This window comes from Streptomyces sp. NPDC001002 (assembly GCF_053599215.1).
The window spans coordinates 37360-52499 of the sequence record NZ_JBSFLV010000007.1 but is presented as its reverse complement, the minus strand read 5'-3'; the positions used below and the strand labels follow the sequence as shown (position 1 = coordinate 52499).

The following is a 15140-nucleotide window of genomic DNA, read 5'->3' as shown; positions in this document are numbered from 1 at the left end:
TCAGGTCGTGCTCGCGGTACGGCGCTGGACCAGCACGGCGGCGACGATGATCGCGCCCTTGGCGATCTGCTGGACGTCGCTCTGCAGGTTGTTCAGGGCGAAGATGTTGGTGATCGTGGTGAAGATCAGGACGCCGAGCACGGAGCCGGTGATGGTGCCCCGGCCGCCGCTGAGCAGCGTGCCGCCGATGATCGCGGCGGCGATGGCGTCGAGTTCGTAGAGGTTGCCGTTGGTGTTCTGGCCGGAGCCGGACAAGATGATCAGCAGGAAGGCGGCGATGCCGCAGCACAGTCCGGACAGCAGGTACAGGTAGAGGCGTTGGCGGCGGACGTCGATGCCGGCGAGGCGGGCGGCCTCCGAGTTGCCGCCGACGGCGACCGTGCGGCGGCCGAAGGTGGTGCGGTTGAGGATCAGCCAGCCGATGATCGTGACGACGGCGAAGACCATGACCAGCGGCGGGATGCCGAGTACGTAGGCGTCGCGTTCGCCGAGGTCGAGGATGCTGTTGATGGTGACGATCTGCGTCTTGCCGTCGGTGATCTGCAGCGCGAGTCCGCGCGCCGAGGCCAGCATGGCGAGGGTGGCGATGAACGGGACCATCCCGCCGTACGCGATGAGCAGTCCGTTGACCAGGCCGCAGCCGACGCCCACGAGCACTGCGGTGAACAGGACGCCGGCGAAGCCGTAGTCCTGCGTGGCCACCGTGGTCGCCCACACCGAGGACAGGGCGACGATCGCGCCGACCGACAGGTCGATGCCGCCGGAGGTGATGACGAAGGTCATCCCGACGGTGACGACGCCGATCACCGAGGCTTGGGTGAGGACGAGTTGGAGGTTGCGGGTGTCCAGGAACTCGTCGGGCTTGGTGATCCCGCCGATCAGGACCAGGACGGCCAGCACGCCCAGGAGGGACAGGGTGCGGACGTCGGCGTGGGCGAACAGGCCGCGCCACGCGGGAGGTTGGCCGACCGTCGGCACCTTGTCGGTGTTGTCCCGCGGCGGGGAGGCATGCTGCGTCATGACGCCGGGCTTCCTTCCATGACCAGGTCGAGTACGCGGTGTTCGTCCAGCTCCCGGGCGGGCGCCGTGTGGACGACGCGGCCCTCGCGGAGCACCAGTACGCGGTCGGCGAGGCCGAGCACCTCGGGCACCTCGCTGGAGACCAGGAGCACGGCGAGGCCCTCGTCGGCGAGCCTGCGGATCACCGCGTACAGCTCGGCGCGGGCGCCGACGTCGACGCCCCGGGTCGGTTCGTCGAGCAGCAGCACCCGGCAGCCGCGCAGCAGCCAGCGGGCCAGGACGGCCTTCTGCTGGTTGCCGCCGGAGAGGGTGCGGATCGGGACGGACGGGTTGTCGGGCCGCAGCGACAGCTCGCGCGTGGCGGCGCGGGCCGCGCCCGTCTCGGCTCCCCGGTCGATCCAACCGGCCCGTGAGAAGCGGGACATGGAGGAGACCGAGACATTGCGGGTGACGGACTCCAGCATCAGCAGCGCCTGCGCCTTGCGCTCCTCGGGAGCGAGCCCGAGCCCGGCCCGGACCGCCGCGCGCACACTGCCGGGCCGCAACGCCCGCCCGTCGACGCGGACTTGACCGGCCGAGGGCTTGCGGGCGCCGTAGATCGTCTCAAGAATCTCCGACCGCCCCGAGCCGACGAGTCCGGCCAGTCCGACGATCTCGCCCGGCTGGATGCTGAGGTCGAGCGACTCGAACTCCCCGTCCCTCGCCAGCCCTTGGACCTCCAGGACAGGTGTGCCCTGCGGCTGTGCCGTGGGCCGCTCGGGGAAGACGTACTCGACGTTGCGGCCGGTCATCAGCGCGACCACCTCACGCGTCGGCGTCGACTCGGCGGGCAGTCCGACCGCCACCGCGCGCCCGTCCTTCAGCACGGTCACGCGGTCGCCGATGCGCCGAATCTCCTCAAGGCGATGGGAGATATAGACGACGGCGACCCCGTCGGCGGTCAGGTCGCCGACGATCCGGAAGAGGTTGTCGACCTCGTCCGGGTCGAGGGCGGCGGAGGGCTCGTCCATCACGATGAGGCGTACGTCGTGGGAGAGCGCCCGTGCCATGGAGACGATCTGCTGCTGGGCCGCGGACAACGCCCCGACGAGCCGCGCCGGGTCGATCTCCGGATGCCCAAGTCGCTTGAGCAGCGCGGCAGTTGAGGCCTTGGCCGCCTTCCCCCGTACGACGAAACCGGCCGCCGTGGGTTCATGGCCCAGGTGGACGTTCTCGGCCACCGACAGGTGCTCCACCAGGTCGAGTTCCTGGTAGATGGTGGCGATGCCGAGGCGCATGGCGGCGATCGGCGAGCGCAGGGTGACCGGCTCGCCGCGCCAGTGGATCGTGCCCGTGTCGGGCTGGTGGGCGCCGGACAGGACCTTGATGAGGGTGGACTTGCCGGCTCCGTTCTGGCCGAGCAGACAGTGCACCTCGCCGGCCTGGACGTCGAGGTCGACGCCGTCGAGGGCCCGGACTCCGGGGAACGACTTGGTGATGCCGGACATGCTGAGCAGCGGTGGTTCTGGTGCCATCGGTGTTCCCCTTGGCTGGCGTGCGGGCCGGTTTCAGGGCAGGGCGAAGATTCGACGCGTGGCGGAGAGTCCGCGCGGGGCGAAGCTTCTGGGCAGGGCGAAGCAGGGCGCTGTACGGGTGGGCTCTTCCGGACCGCGCGTCCACGCGGTGCGGATGTCGGCTACGCGGGTGAGAACAGGTGGTCGCTGATCAGTCGGGCCGCGCCGATGACTCCGGCGGTGGGGCCCAACTCACCCAGGACGATGGGCAGGTTGCCGGTCGCCAGCGGGAGTGACTGGCGGTAGACCTGGGTGCGGATCGCGGCGAGCAGGGTGTGGCCGAGGCCGGTCACCCCGCCGCCGATCACCACCAGGCCGGGGTTGAAGAAGGAGACGAGGCTGGCGATGACCTCGCCGGTGCGGTTGCCGCCCTCGCGGATCAGGTCGAGGGAGGTGGCGTCGCCGGCGGCGGCCGCGGCGGCGACGTCCACGGCGGTCAGGGTGCCGGTCGCCTCCAGCCGGGTCGAGAGCTCCGCCGACCGCCCCTGCTGGGCCGCCTCCAGCGCGTCCCTGGCCAGGGCCGCGCCGCTGAAGTGGGCTTCCAGACAGCCCCGGTTGCCGCAGGCGCACGGGCGGCCGTCGGGCACGGCCTGGATGTGCCCGATGTCGCCCGCGCTGCCCGTCACCCCGCGGTGGACCTCACCGCCGGCGACGATGCCGCAGCCGATGCCGGTACCGATCTTGACGCAGAGGAAGTCGCCCACGGAACGGGCGACGCCCGCGTGCTGCTCCCCCATGGCCATCAGGTTCACGTCGTTGTCGACCATGACCGGACAGCCGAGTTCCTGACTGAGCGCCTCCCGCACGGGGAAGCCGTCCCAGCCCGGCATGATCGGCGGCGCCACGGGGACGCCCTCAGGAAAGCGGACCGGTCCTGGGACGCCGATACCGGCGCCGTCGAACCCTTCCGCGAGCCCCGAGGCCCGCAACTTCGCTGCCATGGACAGGACTTGCTCGAAGACCGCGACCGGGCCCTCGCGTACGTCCATGGGCTGGTTGAGATGGCCCAGCACTTCCAGTTCGGCGTTGGTGACGGCGACGTCGACCGAGGTCGCGCCGATGTCCACGCCGAGGAACCGCAGGTTCGGGGCCAACCGGATGTTGTGGGACCGCCGGCCACCGCGCGAGGCGGCGAGTCCGTCGGCCACGATCAGGCCCGTCTCCAGCAGCCGGTCCACCTCCACGGCCAGCTTCGACCGTGACAGATCGATCTGATCACCCAACTGCGCACGGGAGTTGGGACCTCCGTCGCGCAGCAGCTTGAGGAGCCTGGCCTGATGGGCGTTGGCGGGTCGTGCCGTCATGCGTCTCACTGGCCCCTCCCCGCCTCAATCGGCCGCCTCTGTACTGGCTTTCGAGGGGAACGTAGCAGCGGGCGCCGAACCTGGGAAGAAGCTGTGCACGAATTGCCGTCGACTTTCTCCACTGAGAGGACAAAGAAAAGCCCGAGTCAGGGGAGGAGGGGGACCAGCTCAGGGGAGAAACGGGACAAGTCCCGTCACGAACTGCCTACTTGGACCGCGCGTGATACGACCGCCGAGTGTGCTCCGTATGCTCCCGCATCAGCGCCGTCGCCCGCTGTTCGTCCCGCGCCGAGATCGCCGCGATCAGCGCCCGGTGTTCGATCCAGGACTCATGGCCGCGCTGGCGGGCGATCGGGGTGTAGTACCAGCGGACCCGGCGGTCGACCTGGGCGGCGAGTTCGGCGAGGACCGCGTTGCCCGCCAGTTCCATCACCTTCGCGTGGAAGCGGGCGTTCATCGCGACGGCGCCGTCCACGTCGTCCGCGGCGACGGCCTTCTCGCCCTCCGCGCACAGCTCTTCGAGGACCTTGATGCCGGAGCTGCCCGCGTTGGCGGCGGCGAGACGGGCGGCCTCGGCCTCCAACAAGGTGCGGACGGTGAGGAGTTGGTCGGCCTCCTCCTCCGTCGGCTCGTGCACGAACGCGCCCTGCGCGGGCCGCAGATCGACCCACCCCTCGGTGTTCAGCCGCTGCAGCGCCTCCCGCACCGGCTGCCGCGAGACGCCGAGGTGCCCGGCGAGCTCGCTCTCGACCAGGTGCTGACCGGGCTGAAGGGCACGCGTGGTGATCAGTTCGAGGAGCGCCTCGTAGACGCGGTCGCGCAAGGGGCCGGGCCGTTCGAGCTTGGGCACCGCGCCTTGCGGCAGTCCTGTCGACAACATCGGTCCGTCCCCCTCCTGGGCAGCGCGGGGCAACTGCAGCCGGAAAGCCAGTATGAATTGTCTTTCGTCTACAGTCTACGGCGCTCAGCGGCCAGGGAGTTCGGGCGTCGACTGCGTCACATCCGCGGGAACCCGCAGGTCAGGGACAGCGGACGACCTGACCCGCGTAGGACAGGTTTCCGCCGAAGCCGAACAGCAGAACCGGGTCGCCGGTGGTGAGCGCACCTTGTTCGACCAGTTTCGAGAAGGCGAGCGGAATGCTGGCCGCCGAGGTGTTCCCGGACTCCGTTACGTCCCTGGCGACCACGGCGTTCACCGCGCCGATCTTCTCGGCGAGCGGTTCGATGATCCGCAGGTTGGCCTGGTGCAGGACGACTCCGGCCAGTTCCTCGGGCGCGAGCCCCGCCTTCTCGCAGGCCTTGCGGGCGATCGCCGGCAGCTGGGTGGTGGCCCAGCGGTAGACGCTCTGCCCCTCCTGCGCGAACCGCGCGGGCTGGCCCTCGATCCGTACGGCGTGCCCCATCTCGGGCACCGAGCCCCACAGCACCGGCCCGATGGCGGCCTCCTCGCCCGGCCCGCAGGCCTCGACCACGGCGGCACCCGCGCCGTCGCCGACGAGCACGCAGGTGGTGCGGTCGGTCCAGTCGGTGACCTCGGACATCTTGTCGGCGCCGATGACCAGGGCCCGCGTAGCGGCACCCGCGCGGACGGCGTGGTCGGCGGTGGCGAGGGCGTGGGTGAATCCCGCGCACACGACGTTGACGTCCATCGCGGCCGGCGACGGGATGCCGAGCCGGGCGGAGACACGCGCGGCCATGTTGGGCGAGCGGTCCACGGCGGTGGACGTGGCGACCAGGACGAGGTCGATGTCGGCGGGCGAGAGCCCGGCACTCGCGAGCGCCTTGGCGGCGGCATGCGCGGCCAGCTCGTCGACGGGCTCGTCCGGACCGGCGATGTGGCGTGTGCGGATGCCCACCCGGGACGTGATCCACTCGTCGCTGGTGTCCACCATCTCCGCCAGGTCCTTGTTGGTGAGAACCTGCGCGGGCTGGTAGTGACCGACGGCGGCGATGCGCGTGCCGTTCATCTGGGTGGTCCCCCTCGTTGTCGCCTTGAGTTGCGGGATCCTCCAGTCTGGGGAGTGACTCACCGGTACGACGGCAGCCAAGGCGACAGGATTCGGGCGCCCGCGTTGTCGGCTTCTGTCAGCCGCATGGCCTACAGGCGGACGCCCGAACCCCTCCCGAACAATCACCCGGCGAGCGGGGCACTCACTCGGTGAACATGGGCACTCACTTGGTGAACAATTGCGTCGCTTTCTGTACGAGTTCGTACAGTCCGTACCCCAGCGGTGCCAGCACCCACAGCCAGGCGAAGGCGATCAGCGGGCGCCGGTCAGGCGGACTCTGACTGCTGTCGTTCGACATCGGCGGTCTCCTCCCTCGGGGCGGGGATGTGGTGGCGGGCGTCGACCGGCCGGACGAGTTCGTTGGCGACGAAGCCGACGATCAGCAGGCCGATCATGATGACGAAGGACAGCCCGTACAGGGCGGAGCCGTGCTTGCCGGCGTCCTCCTGCCGGTCGGCGATCCAGTTCACGATCAGCGGACCGAGGACGCCGGCCAGGGACCAGGCGGTGAGCAGCCGCCCGTGGATCGCGCCGACCTGGTAGGAGCCGAAGAGGTCCTTGAGGTAGGCGGGGATGGTCGCGAACCCGCCGCCGTAGAAGGACAGGATCACCAGGGCGCACAGGATGAACAGCGGCTTCGAGGAGTCGCCGAACAGCGCGATCAGCGCGTACATCACGGCGCCGACGCCCAGGTAGACGCGGTAGATGTTCTTGCGGCCGATCAGGTCGGAGGTCGACGACCAGCCGATGCGGCCCGCCATGTTGGCGGCGGACAGCAGCGCGACGAAGCCCGCGGCGGCCGACACGGAGACCGGGGTGGAGGTGTCCGCGAAGAAGTCCGTGATCATCGGGGCGGCCTTCTCCAGGATGCCGATGCCCGCGGTCACGTTCATGCAGAGCACCACCCACAGGCACCAGAACTGCGGGGTGCGTACGGCGTTGCGGGCGGAGACCTGCGGCCCCTGGAGGGCGCTGGGCGCACCCTCGACGGGCTTGTCGGTGCGCGGGACCCGCACCAGGAACACCCCGAGGGACATGAACACGGCGTACACCAGGCCGTGCACCAGGAACGCCTGCGCGATCCCGGAGCTGTCGCTGCCGAAGGACTCCAGCATCTGCGTGGACCACGGCGAGGCGATGAGCGCGCCGCCGCCGAAGCCCATGATGGCGATGCCGGTGGCCATGCCGGGCCGGTCCGGGAACCACTTGATCAGGGTGGAGACGGGCGAGATGTAGCCGATGCCGAGGCCGATGCCGCCGACGAAGCCGTAGCCGAGGACGATCAGCCAGTACTGCTCGGTGGCCGCGCCTAGGGCGGAGATCAGGAAGCCGGACGAGAAGCAGACCAGGGCGACGGTCATCGCCCAGCGCGGCCCGTTGCGCTCCACCAGCGTGCCGCCGAACGCGGCCGACAGACCCAGCATGACGATGGCGAGCTGGAAGGGCAGCGCGCTCTGCGTGCCGCTGAGGTCGAGCGAGGACTCGAGCGGCGGCTTGAACACGCTCCAGGCGTAGGCCTGGCCGATGGAGAGATGGACGGAGAGAGCGGCGGGGGGAACGAGCCACCGGCTCCAGCCGGCGGGTGCGACGGGGGGACTCATGATCCCGGACGGTAGGGAGTGCGGCGGTGGTTGAAAAGCCGCGCGTCGACCGTATGCGGTGAGCGGTATGCGACACGCGACGAACGGTCGTGCCGGCGACCGGCGTCCGGCCCATCGACCGGCTCGCGCCCAAGGCTTGGTCAGGTCGTGCGCGAACCCTTGCTGCCCCAAGTCCCATACTGTAGACAATATTTCGTCGACAGAGTTCGACTGTTCGGCCATCTCCGCGGTATCCCTCGACCGAACGGAGCTTCCCAGCCATGAAAGTCGCAGTTCTCGGCGCCGGTGCGATCGGCGCCTACGTCGGTGCCGCGCTCCACCGCGCCGGTGCCGACGTGCATCTCGTCGCCCGTGGACCGCACTTGGCGGCCATGAGGCAGCACGGAGTACGGGTGCTCAGCCCGCGCGGCGACTTCACCGCGCACGCGGACGCCACCGACGACCCGGCCGAGATCGGCCCGGTCGACTATGTCTTCCTGGGCCTGAAGGCCAACTCGTACGCGGCGTGCGGGCCGCTGATCGAGCCACTGCTGCACGACACCACGGCGGTCGTCGCCGCCCAGAACGGCATCCCCTGGTGGTACTTCCACCGACACGGCGGCCCCTACGACGGCCACCGCGTCGAGAGCGTGGACCCGGCCGGCGCGGTCAGTGCGGTGCTCGCGCCCGAGCGGGCCATCGGCTGCGTGGTGTACGCGGCCACCGAACTCGAAGGGCCGGGAGTCGTACGGCACTTGGAAGGCACCCGGTTCTCCGTCGGCGAGCCCGACCGCAGCGTCTCCACGCGCTGCACGGCGTTCGGCGAGGCCATGGTGGCCGGCGGCCTGAAGTGCCCGGTGGAGCCGGACCTGCGCAACGACATCTGGCTCAAGCTGCTCGGCAACATCTCCTTCAACCCGATCAGCGCGCTGTCCCGCGCCACCATGCGGCAGATGTGCCTGCACGGCGGCACCCGCAAGGTCATCGAGACCATGATGGCCGAGACGCTCGCCGTCGCCGAGGCCCTCGGCTGCGAGGTCGGCGTCTCCATCGAGCGCCGACTCGCGGGCGCCGAGAAGGTCGGCGACCACCGCACCTCCACGCTCCAGGACCTGGAGCGCGGCAAGCCGCTCGAACTCGACGTGCTGCTCGCGGCCGTCGTCGAGCTGGCGGAGATCACCGGCGTGGAGGTGCCCACCCTGCGCACCGTGCACGCCATCTCGGACCTGCTCGCGCTGAGGAGCGCGGCATGAGGAGCCAGGAGCGCCCCATGAGGAGCGTCGTATGAGGAAGCGGCAGCCGAAGACCTACACCCGCCTCACGCACCCGCTCGTGCGGGACTCCCGCGACGAGCCCTTCCGGCAGGCGAGTTGGGAGGAGGCTCTCGACCGGGCCGCCCAGGGACTCGCCCGCAACCGTGACGCCTTCGGCATGTTCTCCTGCGCCCGCGCGACCAACGAGATGAACTACGTGGCCCAGAAGTTCGCCCGCGTGGTCATGGGCACCAACAACGTCGACTCCTGCAACCGCACGTGTCACGCCCCGAGCGTGGCGGGCCTGACGGCCGCGTTCGGCTCCGGCGGCGGGACCTCCTCGTACGAGGAGATCGAGCACACCGACGTCATCGTGATGTGGGGCTCCAACGCCCGCTTCGCGCACCCGATCTTCTTCCAGCACGTCCTGAAGGGGATCAGGAACGGCGCCCGGATGTACGCCGTCGACCCGCGCCGCACCTCCACCGCGGAGTGGGCGGAGAGCTGGCTCGGCCTCAACGTCGGCACCGACATCCCGATGGCGCACGCGATCGGCCGCGAGATCATCCAGGCGGGCCTGGCCAACGAGGCGTTCATCGAGCGGGCGACCAGCGGCTTCGAGGAGTACAAGGCCCTTGTCGAGCCGTGGACGCTGTCCCTCGCCGAGAAGGTGACCGGCGTACCGGCCGCCGCCATAAGGGAATTGGCGCACGCCTACGCCCGCGCCGAGCGCGCCCAGCTGTGCTGGACGCTCGGCATCACCGAGCACCACAACGGCACCGACAACGTCCGCGCGCTCATCAACCTCTCCCTGCTGACCGGCCATGTGGGCAGGTACGGCAGCGGGTTGCAGCCGCTGCGCGGGCAGAACAACGTGCAGGGCGGCGGCGACATGGGTGCGATCCCCAACCGCCTGCCCGGCTTCCAGGACATCCTCGACCCCGACTCGCGCCTCAAGTTCGAGTCGGCCTGGGACACCGTCATCCAGCCGCACTACGGGCTGAACCTCACCGAGATGTTCGAGGCGATGGAGGAGGGCACCCTCAAGGCCGTCTACTGCATCGGCGAGAACCCGGCGCAGTCGGAGGCCGACAGCGAGCAGGCGGTACGGCGGATGCGGGAGCTGGACTTCCTCGTCGTGCAGGACATCTTCCTCACGAAGACGGCCGAGCTGGCGGACGTGATCCTGCCCGCCACCGCCGGCTGGGCGGAGACCGACGGCACAACCACCAACAGCGAACGGCGAGTTCAGCGGGTCCGGCGTGCGGTCACCCCGCCCGGCGAGGCCCGTGAGGACATCGACATCATCTGCGAGCTGGCGGCACGCCTCGGCCACGACTGGAAGTACGCCGACGCCGAGGCCGTCTGGAACGAACTGCGCTCGGTCTCCCCGGACCACTACGGGATGACGTACGAGCGACTGGCCGAGCACCAGGGCATCCAATGGCCGTGCCCGAGCACCGAGGAGCTCGAACCCACCTATCTGCACGGCCGGCTGTGGGATGCGGACCCGGCCGCACGGGGACGGCTCGCGCCCTTCGGGATCGTGCTGCACGACCCGCCGGTCGACCTCACGGACGAGGAGTACCCGATCCGGCTGACCACCGGGCGGCGCCTGGACTCCTACAACACCGGTGTGCAGAGCGGCAGTTTCGCCTCCCCGCTGCGGCGCGGCGAGTACATCGAGCTGTGCCCGGAGGACGCCGAGCGCTACGGGGTCGTGGTCGGCGAGGAGGTCCAGGTGTCCTCGCGGCGGGGTTCGGTCCGGGCGCCTGTGTGGGTCGACACCGCGCTGCGGCCCGGGCTCGCCTTCATGACCATGCACTTTCCCGACGAGGTGGACACCAACCAGCTGACGATCGAGGCCAATTGCCCGATCGCGGGGACGGCGGAGTTCAAGGCCTCGGCGATCCGGATCGAGAAGCTTCCCGTGGCGACGATCGTGAGGTGACGTAAGTGGATCTGCACTTCGGCGACAGCAAACCGACGGACGACGAACGGGCGGCCGTGGACGCCCTGTTGGGCCCTCCCGAGTCCTCCTGGGAGGGCGCGGCCCGCGATGAGATGCGAGTCGCGGACCTGCGCTGGGCCCGTGGCGGACGTGCCGCCCGGGACCGCCGCGACCTGCTGCTGCCGGGGCTGCACGCGCTCAACGACCGGATCGGCTGGATCAGCGACGGCGCCCTCGACTACCTCTGCCGCCGGCTCACCGTGCCGCCGGCGGAGGCGTACGGGGTCGCCACCTTCTACGCCATGTTCTCCGTCAAGCCCCGCCCGGCCACCGTCCTGCACGTCTGCACGGACCTCGCCTGCGCGGCGGCCGGGGCGGCGGACCTGTGCGCGGGGATCGAGTCCCGCCTCGGCCTCGGCAGTGGCGTCCACGTAGAGCGCAGCCCCTGCCTCGGTCTGTGCGAGCGGGCCCCGGCCGCGCTCGCGATCAAGGCGGGCGACCCGGTGCGTACGGCGGTCGCGGCACCGGCGACCGTCCACGAGGCCGTGCTCGCCGCGAGCGCGCCGGACTCGGCGCGCGAGGAGCCGTCGGCCGAACTGGCAGTACCGCAGGCGGGCGATGAGGAACTGGTCCTGCTCGGCCGCGTCGGCGTGGTGGACCCGTCGAGCCTCGACGACTACCGCGCCCACGGCGGCTACACCGCCCTGCGCCGGGCCTTCGAGCTGGGCCCCGCCGGGGTCATCCGCGAGGTCACCGACTCCGGCCTGGTCGGGCGGGGCGGCGCCGCCTTCCCCACCGGCCGCAAATGGCAGGCCACGGCGTCGCAGCCCGACCACCCCCACTACCTGGTGTGCAACGCGGACGAATCGGAGCCCGGCACCTTCAAGGACCGCGTCCTCATGGAGGGCGACCCCTACGCGCTGGTCGAGTCGATGACGATCGCCGCGTACGCGACCGGCGCGCACCGGGGCTTCCTCTACCTGCGCGGCGAGTACCCGCGCGCCCTGCGCCGCCTGGAGCACGCGATCACGCAGGCACGCGCACGTGGCTTCCTCGGCGACGACGTCCTCGGTCAGGGCTACGCCTTCGACATCGAGATCCGGCGCGGCGCGGGCGCCTACATCTGCGGCGAGGAGACCGCCCTGTTCAACTCCATCGAGGGCTACCGGGGCGAGCCGCGCGCCAAGCCGCCCTTCCCGGTGGAGAAGGGCCTGTTCGGCAAACCCACGGTCGAGAACAACGTCGAGACCCTGGTCAACGTACTGCCGATCCTGACCATGGGCGCACCGGCGTACGCGGCGATCGGCACCGAACGGTCCACCGGGCCCAAGCTGTTCTGCGTCTCCGGGAGTGTGGCGCGGCCGGGCGTCTACGAACTCCCCTTCGGCGCCACGCTCGGTGAGCTGCTGACGAAGGCCGGTGTGCGCGAGCGGCTGCGGGCGGTGCTGCTCGGCGGCGCGGCCGGCGGCTTCGTACGGGCGGACGAACTCGACATCCCGCTCACCTTCGAAGGCACTCGCGAGGCGGGGACGACGCTCGGCTCGGGGGTCGTCATGGCCTTCGACGACACTGTCCCGCTCCCTCAACTGCTGCTGCGCATCGCCGAGTTCTTCCGCGACGAGTCGTGCGGGCAGTGTGTGCCGTGCCGGGTCGGGACCGTGCGGCAGGAGGAGGCGCTGCACCGGATCGCGGAGCGCACCGGCGCTGCCGCCGCCGATGACATCGCCCTGCTGCGCGAGGTCGGCCGTGCGATGCGGGACGCCTCGATCTGCGGTCTGGGGCAGACCGCGTGGAACGCCGTGGAATCCGCCATCGACCGTCTGGGGGCGTACAAGTGACCGTGACATCGCTGGGGATTCCGCGCCGGCTGCTGGAGTTCACGATCGACGGGGAGAGTGTCCGCGCGCCCGAGGGCGCGACGATCCTCGACGCCTGCCGGGCCGCGGGCAAGGATGTGCCGACCCTCTGCCAGGGCGACACGCTCACCCCGAAGAACGCCTGCCGGGTCTGTGTCGTCGAGGTCGAGGGCTCCCGGACCCTGGTCCCGGCCTGCTCCCGCAGGGCCGAGCCCGGCATGGAGGTGCGCACGGACACCGAACGCGCCCGGCACAGCCGCAAGATCGTCCTGGAACTGCTCGCCTCCTCGGTCGACCTGTCGACCACCCCGCAGGTCGCCGGCTGGCTCAAGGAGTACGAGGCGAAGCCGGACCGCTTCGGCCCGGACGCGGCCCGTGTCGACGAGGAGCCGAGGGTCGACAACGATCTGTACGTGCGCGACTACGACAAGTGCATCCTCTGCTACAAGTGCGTGGACGCGTGCGGGGACCAGTGGCAGAACACCTTCGCGATCTCCGTCGCCGGGCGCGGTTTCGACGCCCGGATCGCGGTCGAGCACGACGCCCCGCTGACCGACTCCGCCTGTGTGTACTGCGGCAACTGCATCGAGGTGTGCCCGACGGGCGCGCTGTCGTTCAAGTCGGAGTTCGACATGCGGGCGGCGGGTACGTGGAACGAGTCCGAGCAGACCGAGACGACCACCGTGTGCGCGTACTGCGGAGTGGGCTGCAACCTCACGCTCCATGTGCAGGACAATGAGATCGTGAAGGTCACCTCGCCGCACGACAATCCGGTGACCCACGGCAACCTCTGCATCAAGGGCCGTTTCGGCTACCAGCACGTACAGAACCGGGACTGAGGCACGACATGGGACGAGTCACGGAACGACGCAAGGTGATCCGCATCCGGGACGGGGCGGTCTCCACCCGACCGGACACGCTGGTCGCCGAGGAGCCGCTGGAGATCCGGCTGAACGGCAAGCCGCTCGCGATCACCATGCGCACCCCGGGCGACGACTTCGCGCTGGCCGCGGGCTTCCTGGTCAGCGAGGGCGTGCTCGCCGAGCAGGACGACCTGCAGAACATCGTGTACTGCGCGGGCGCGACCGTCGACGGCTCGAACTCGTACAACGTGGTGGACGTACGGACGTCCCCCGGTGTGCGGATCCCGGACATCACGCTGGAACGGAACGTCTATACGACCTCGTCGTGCGGCCTGTGCGGCAAGGCGAGCCTCGACGCGGTGCGGACGACGGCCCGGTGGCCGATCGCCGACACTCCCCCGGTCCGGGTGGAGCCCGACCTGCTCGCGAGCCTCCCCGACCGGCTCCGCGCGGCCCAGCGGGTCTTCGACCGGACCGGGGGTCTGCACGCGGCGGCCCTGTTCACCGAGGACGGCGAGCTGGTCGACATCCGGGAGGACGTGGGCCGGCACAACGCGGTCGACAAGCTGGTCGGCCGCGCCCTCCAGCAGGGGAACCTGCCGCTGTCCCGGACGCTCCTGCTGGTGTCGGGGCGAGCCTCCTTCGAGCTGGCGCAGAAGGCGGTGATGGCCGGGATACCGGTCCTGGCGGCGGTCTCGGCGCCGTCCTCGCTGGCGGTGGACCTGGCGGCGGAGACCGGTCTGACCCTGGTGGGCTTCCTGCGGGGCAGTTCCATGAACGTGTACGCGGGCGAGCACCGCATCGCCCTGCGGACCGCGGCCGCCCAGGCGTGACCGGCTCTCCGCGACACGGCGGCGGGGCCCCGACCGGCGGGGAGCGCCCCCTGCGCCGCAGGGGCCCCGTCTCAGACGTTCGCGATCTGCGCGAACGCCGAGATCAGCGGTGACCGGCGGGACGCGTCCCAGGCGAGGATCACCTCGTCGGGCTCCGCGTCCACGACGGACACGTAGGTGATGTCGGGCCGTGAGTACTGCTCGGCGACCGACACGGGGACCAGGGTGATGCCCTGGCCCGCCACCACGCGCTCGAACTTCTCCTCGATCGTGCGGATCGGCACCTGGTCGGGACCGGCGTCGACGTAACGCAGCCGCGGCTCGTCCGCGAGGTCGGCCATGAGCAGCTCCTGCTTGCCGGCCAACCGGTGATCGGCGGGCAACATCGCCACCCGCGCCTCGGTGAACAGCGGCAGCAGCTTCAGCCCCCGCTCCCGGATCGGCCGGCGCAGATAGGCGAGGTCGACGGTCCCGTCGAGGATCAGCTCCTCCTGGTCGTCCCACTCGACCCGGCGGGCCTCGACGGCGACATCGGGATGCGCGGCACCGAAGGCACGCACGGCGTGCGATACGACGACACCGGCACGGAATCCGACGACGAACCGGCGCGGTCCGCGGGCGGCCCGGTGCGTCCGGCGTCGGGCGGCCTCGGCGGCGGCGAGCAACGGGCGCGCGTCGTCGAGGAGTTGGCGTCCGGCTCCGGTCAACGTGACGCCGTGGCTGTCACGTTCGAAGAGCGTGGCGTCCAATTCCTTCTCCAGCGCCCGGATCTGACGGCTCAGCACGGGCTGCGCGATGTGCAGTTCCTCGGCGGCCCGCCCGAAGTGCAGCAGCTCGGCCACCGCCACGAAGTAGCGGACCTTGCGCAGGTCGAGATCCATGCCGCCCGCCCTTTCCGTTGGCGATGCCTCCAGGGTA

General features: G+C 70.6%; 13 protein-coding genes. 5 read left to right on the top strand and 8 right to left on the bottom strand.

All coding sequences use genetic code 11. The annotated features are described in order from the left end of the window. The 7 genes from ACWDR3_RS05830 to ACWDR3_RS05800 all read right to left on the bottom strand — a co-directional run bounded on the left by ACWDR3_RS05830 (nt 1) and on the right by ACWDR3_RS05800 (nt 7487). A complete protein-coding gene (locus ACWDR3_RS05830) occupies nt 1-1020 on the bottom strand; it encodes an ABC transporter permease (protein ID WP_450351088.1) in 1020 nt (339 codons plus the stop codon). Next, nucleotides 1017-2534 carry a sugar ABC transporter ATP-binding protein gene (locus ACWDR3_RS05825; protein WP_450351086.1) on the bottom strand — a complete coding sequence of 506 codons (1518 nt, stop codon included), beginning with the start codon at nt 2532-2534 and terminating at the stop codon, nt 1017-1019. Before ACWDR3_RS05825 ends, ACWDR3_RS05830 begins: the two co-directional genes overlap by 4 nt. A 161-nt stretch (nt 2535-2695) precedes the next feature. Beyond that, nucleotides 2696-3877 (bottom strand): ROK family protein, encoded by a 1182-nt coding sequence (locus tag ACWDR3_RS05820; RefSeq protein ID WP_450351085.1) that lies wholly within the window; start codon nt 3875-3877, stop codon nt 2696-2698. A 205-nt stretch (nt 3878-4082) separates the two neighbouring features. Further along, the gene (locus ACWDR3_RS05815) at nt 4083-4757 is read right to left on the bottom strand and encodes a GntR family transcriptional regulator (RefSeq protein WP_450351084.1); all 675 of its coding nucleotides are present in this window, start codon (nt 4755-4757) and stop codon (nt 4083-4085) included. A 139-nt stretch (nt 4758-4896) separates the two neighbouring features. Then, on the bottom strand, nt 4897-5844 hold the full coding sequence (locus tag ACWDR3_RS05810; RefSeq protein ID WP_450351083.1) for a beta-ketoacyl-ACP synthase III: 948 nt from the start codon (nt 5842-5844) through the stop codon (nt 4897-4899). Nucleotides 5845-6049: 205 nt separating this feature from the next. Continuing rightward, nucleotides 6050-6184: an MFS transporter small subunit gene (locus ACWDR3_RS05805; RefSeq protein ID WP_450351082.1), complete on the bottom strand. Its 135-nt coding sequence runs from the start codon at nt 6182-6184 to the stop codon at nt 6050-6052. Next, on the bottom strand, nt 6153-7487 hold the full coding sequence (locus ACWDR3_RS05800) for an OFA family MFS transporter (RefSeq protein ID WP_450351081.1): 1335 nt from the start codon (nt 7485-7487) through the stop codon (nt 6153-6155). The genes ACWDR3_RS05805 and ACWDR3_RS05800 overlap by 32 nt, the downstream gene beginning before the upstream one ends. 260 nt (nt 7488-7747) lie before the next feature. On the opposite strand from ACWDR3_RS05800, the gene ACWDR3_RS05795 reads away from it, so the two are divergent. From ACWDR3_RS05795 to fdhD, 5 genes are read left to right on the top strand one after another with little or no spacing between them, the layout of a single operon-like run. Continuing rightward, entirely contained in the window at nt 7748-8719 is a 972-nt protein-coding gene (locus ACWDR3_RS05795) for a 2-dehydropantoate 2-reductase (protein ID WP_450351079.1), read from the top strand. Nucleotides 8720-8750: 31 nt separating this feature from the next. Next, the gene (locus ACWDR3_RS05790; RefSeq protein ID WP_450351077.1) at nt 8751-10670 is read left to right on the top strand and encodes a molybdopterin oxidoreductase family protein; all 1920 of its coding nucleotides are present in this window, start codon (nt 8751-8753) and stop codon (nt 10668-10670) included. 5 nt (nt 10671-10675) lie between these two features. Further along, on the top strand, nt 10676-12508 hold the full coding sequence (locus tag ACWDR3_RS05785) for an NADH-ubiquinone oxidoreductase-F iron-sulfur binding region domain-containing protein (protein WP_450351076.1): 1833 nt from the start codon (nt 10676-10678) through the stop codon (nt 12506-12508). Then, complete coding sequence (locus ACWDR3_RS05780; protein ID WP_450351075.1) at nt 12505-13365, top strand: 2Fe-2S iron-sulfur cluster-binding protein; 861 nt, start codon at nt 12505-12507, stop codon at nt 13363-13365. Before ACWDR3_RS05785 ends, ACWDR3_RS05780 begins: the two co-directional genes overlap by 4 nt. A gap of 8 nt (nt 13366-13373) precedes the next feature. Next, nucleotides 13374-14222, top strand: a complete 849-nt coding sequence (gene fdhD, locus ACWDR3_RS05775) for a formate dehydrogenase accessory sulfurtransferase FdhD (RefSeq protein WP_450351074.1) — start codon at nt 13374-13376, stop codon at nt 14220-14222. A 71-nt stretch (nt 14223-14293) separates the two neighbouring features. Here fdhD and ACWDR3_RS05770 read toward each other — a convergent pair whose 3' ends face one another. After that, nucleotides 14294-15103, bottom strand: a complete 810-nt coding sequence (locus tag ACWDR3_RS05770) for a LysR family transcriptional regulator (RefSeq protein WP_450351073.1) — start codon at nt 15101-15103, stop codon at nt 14294-14296. Between the last annotated feature and the right edge of the window lie 37 nt (nt 15104-15140).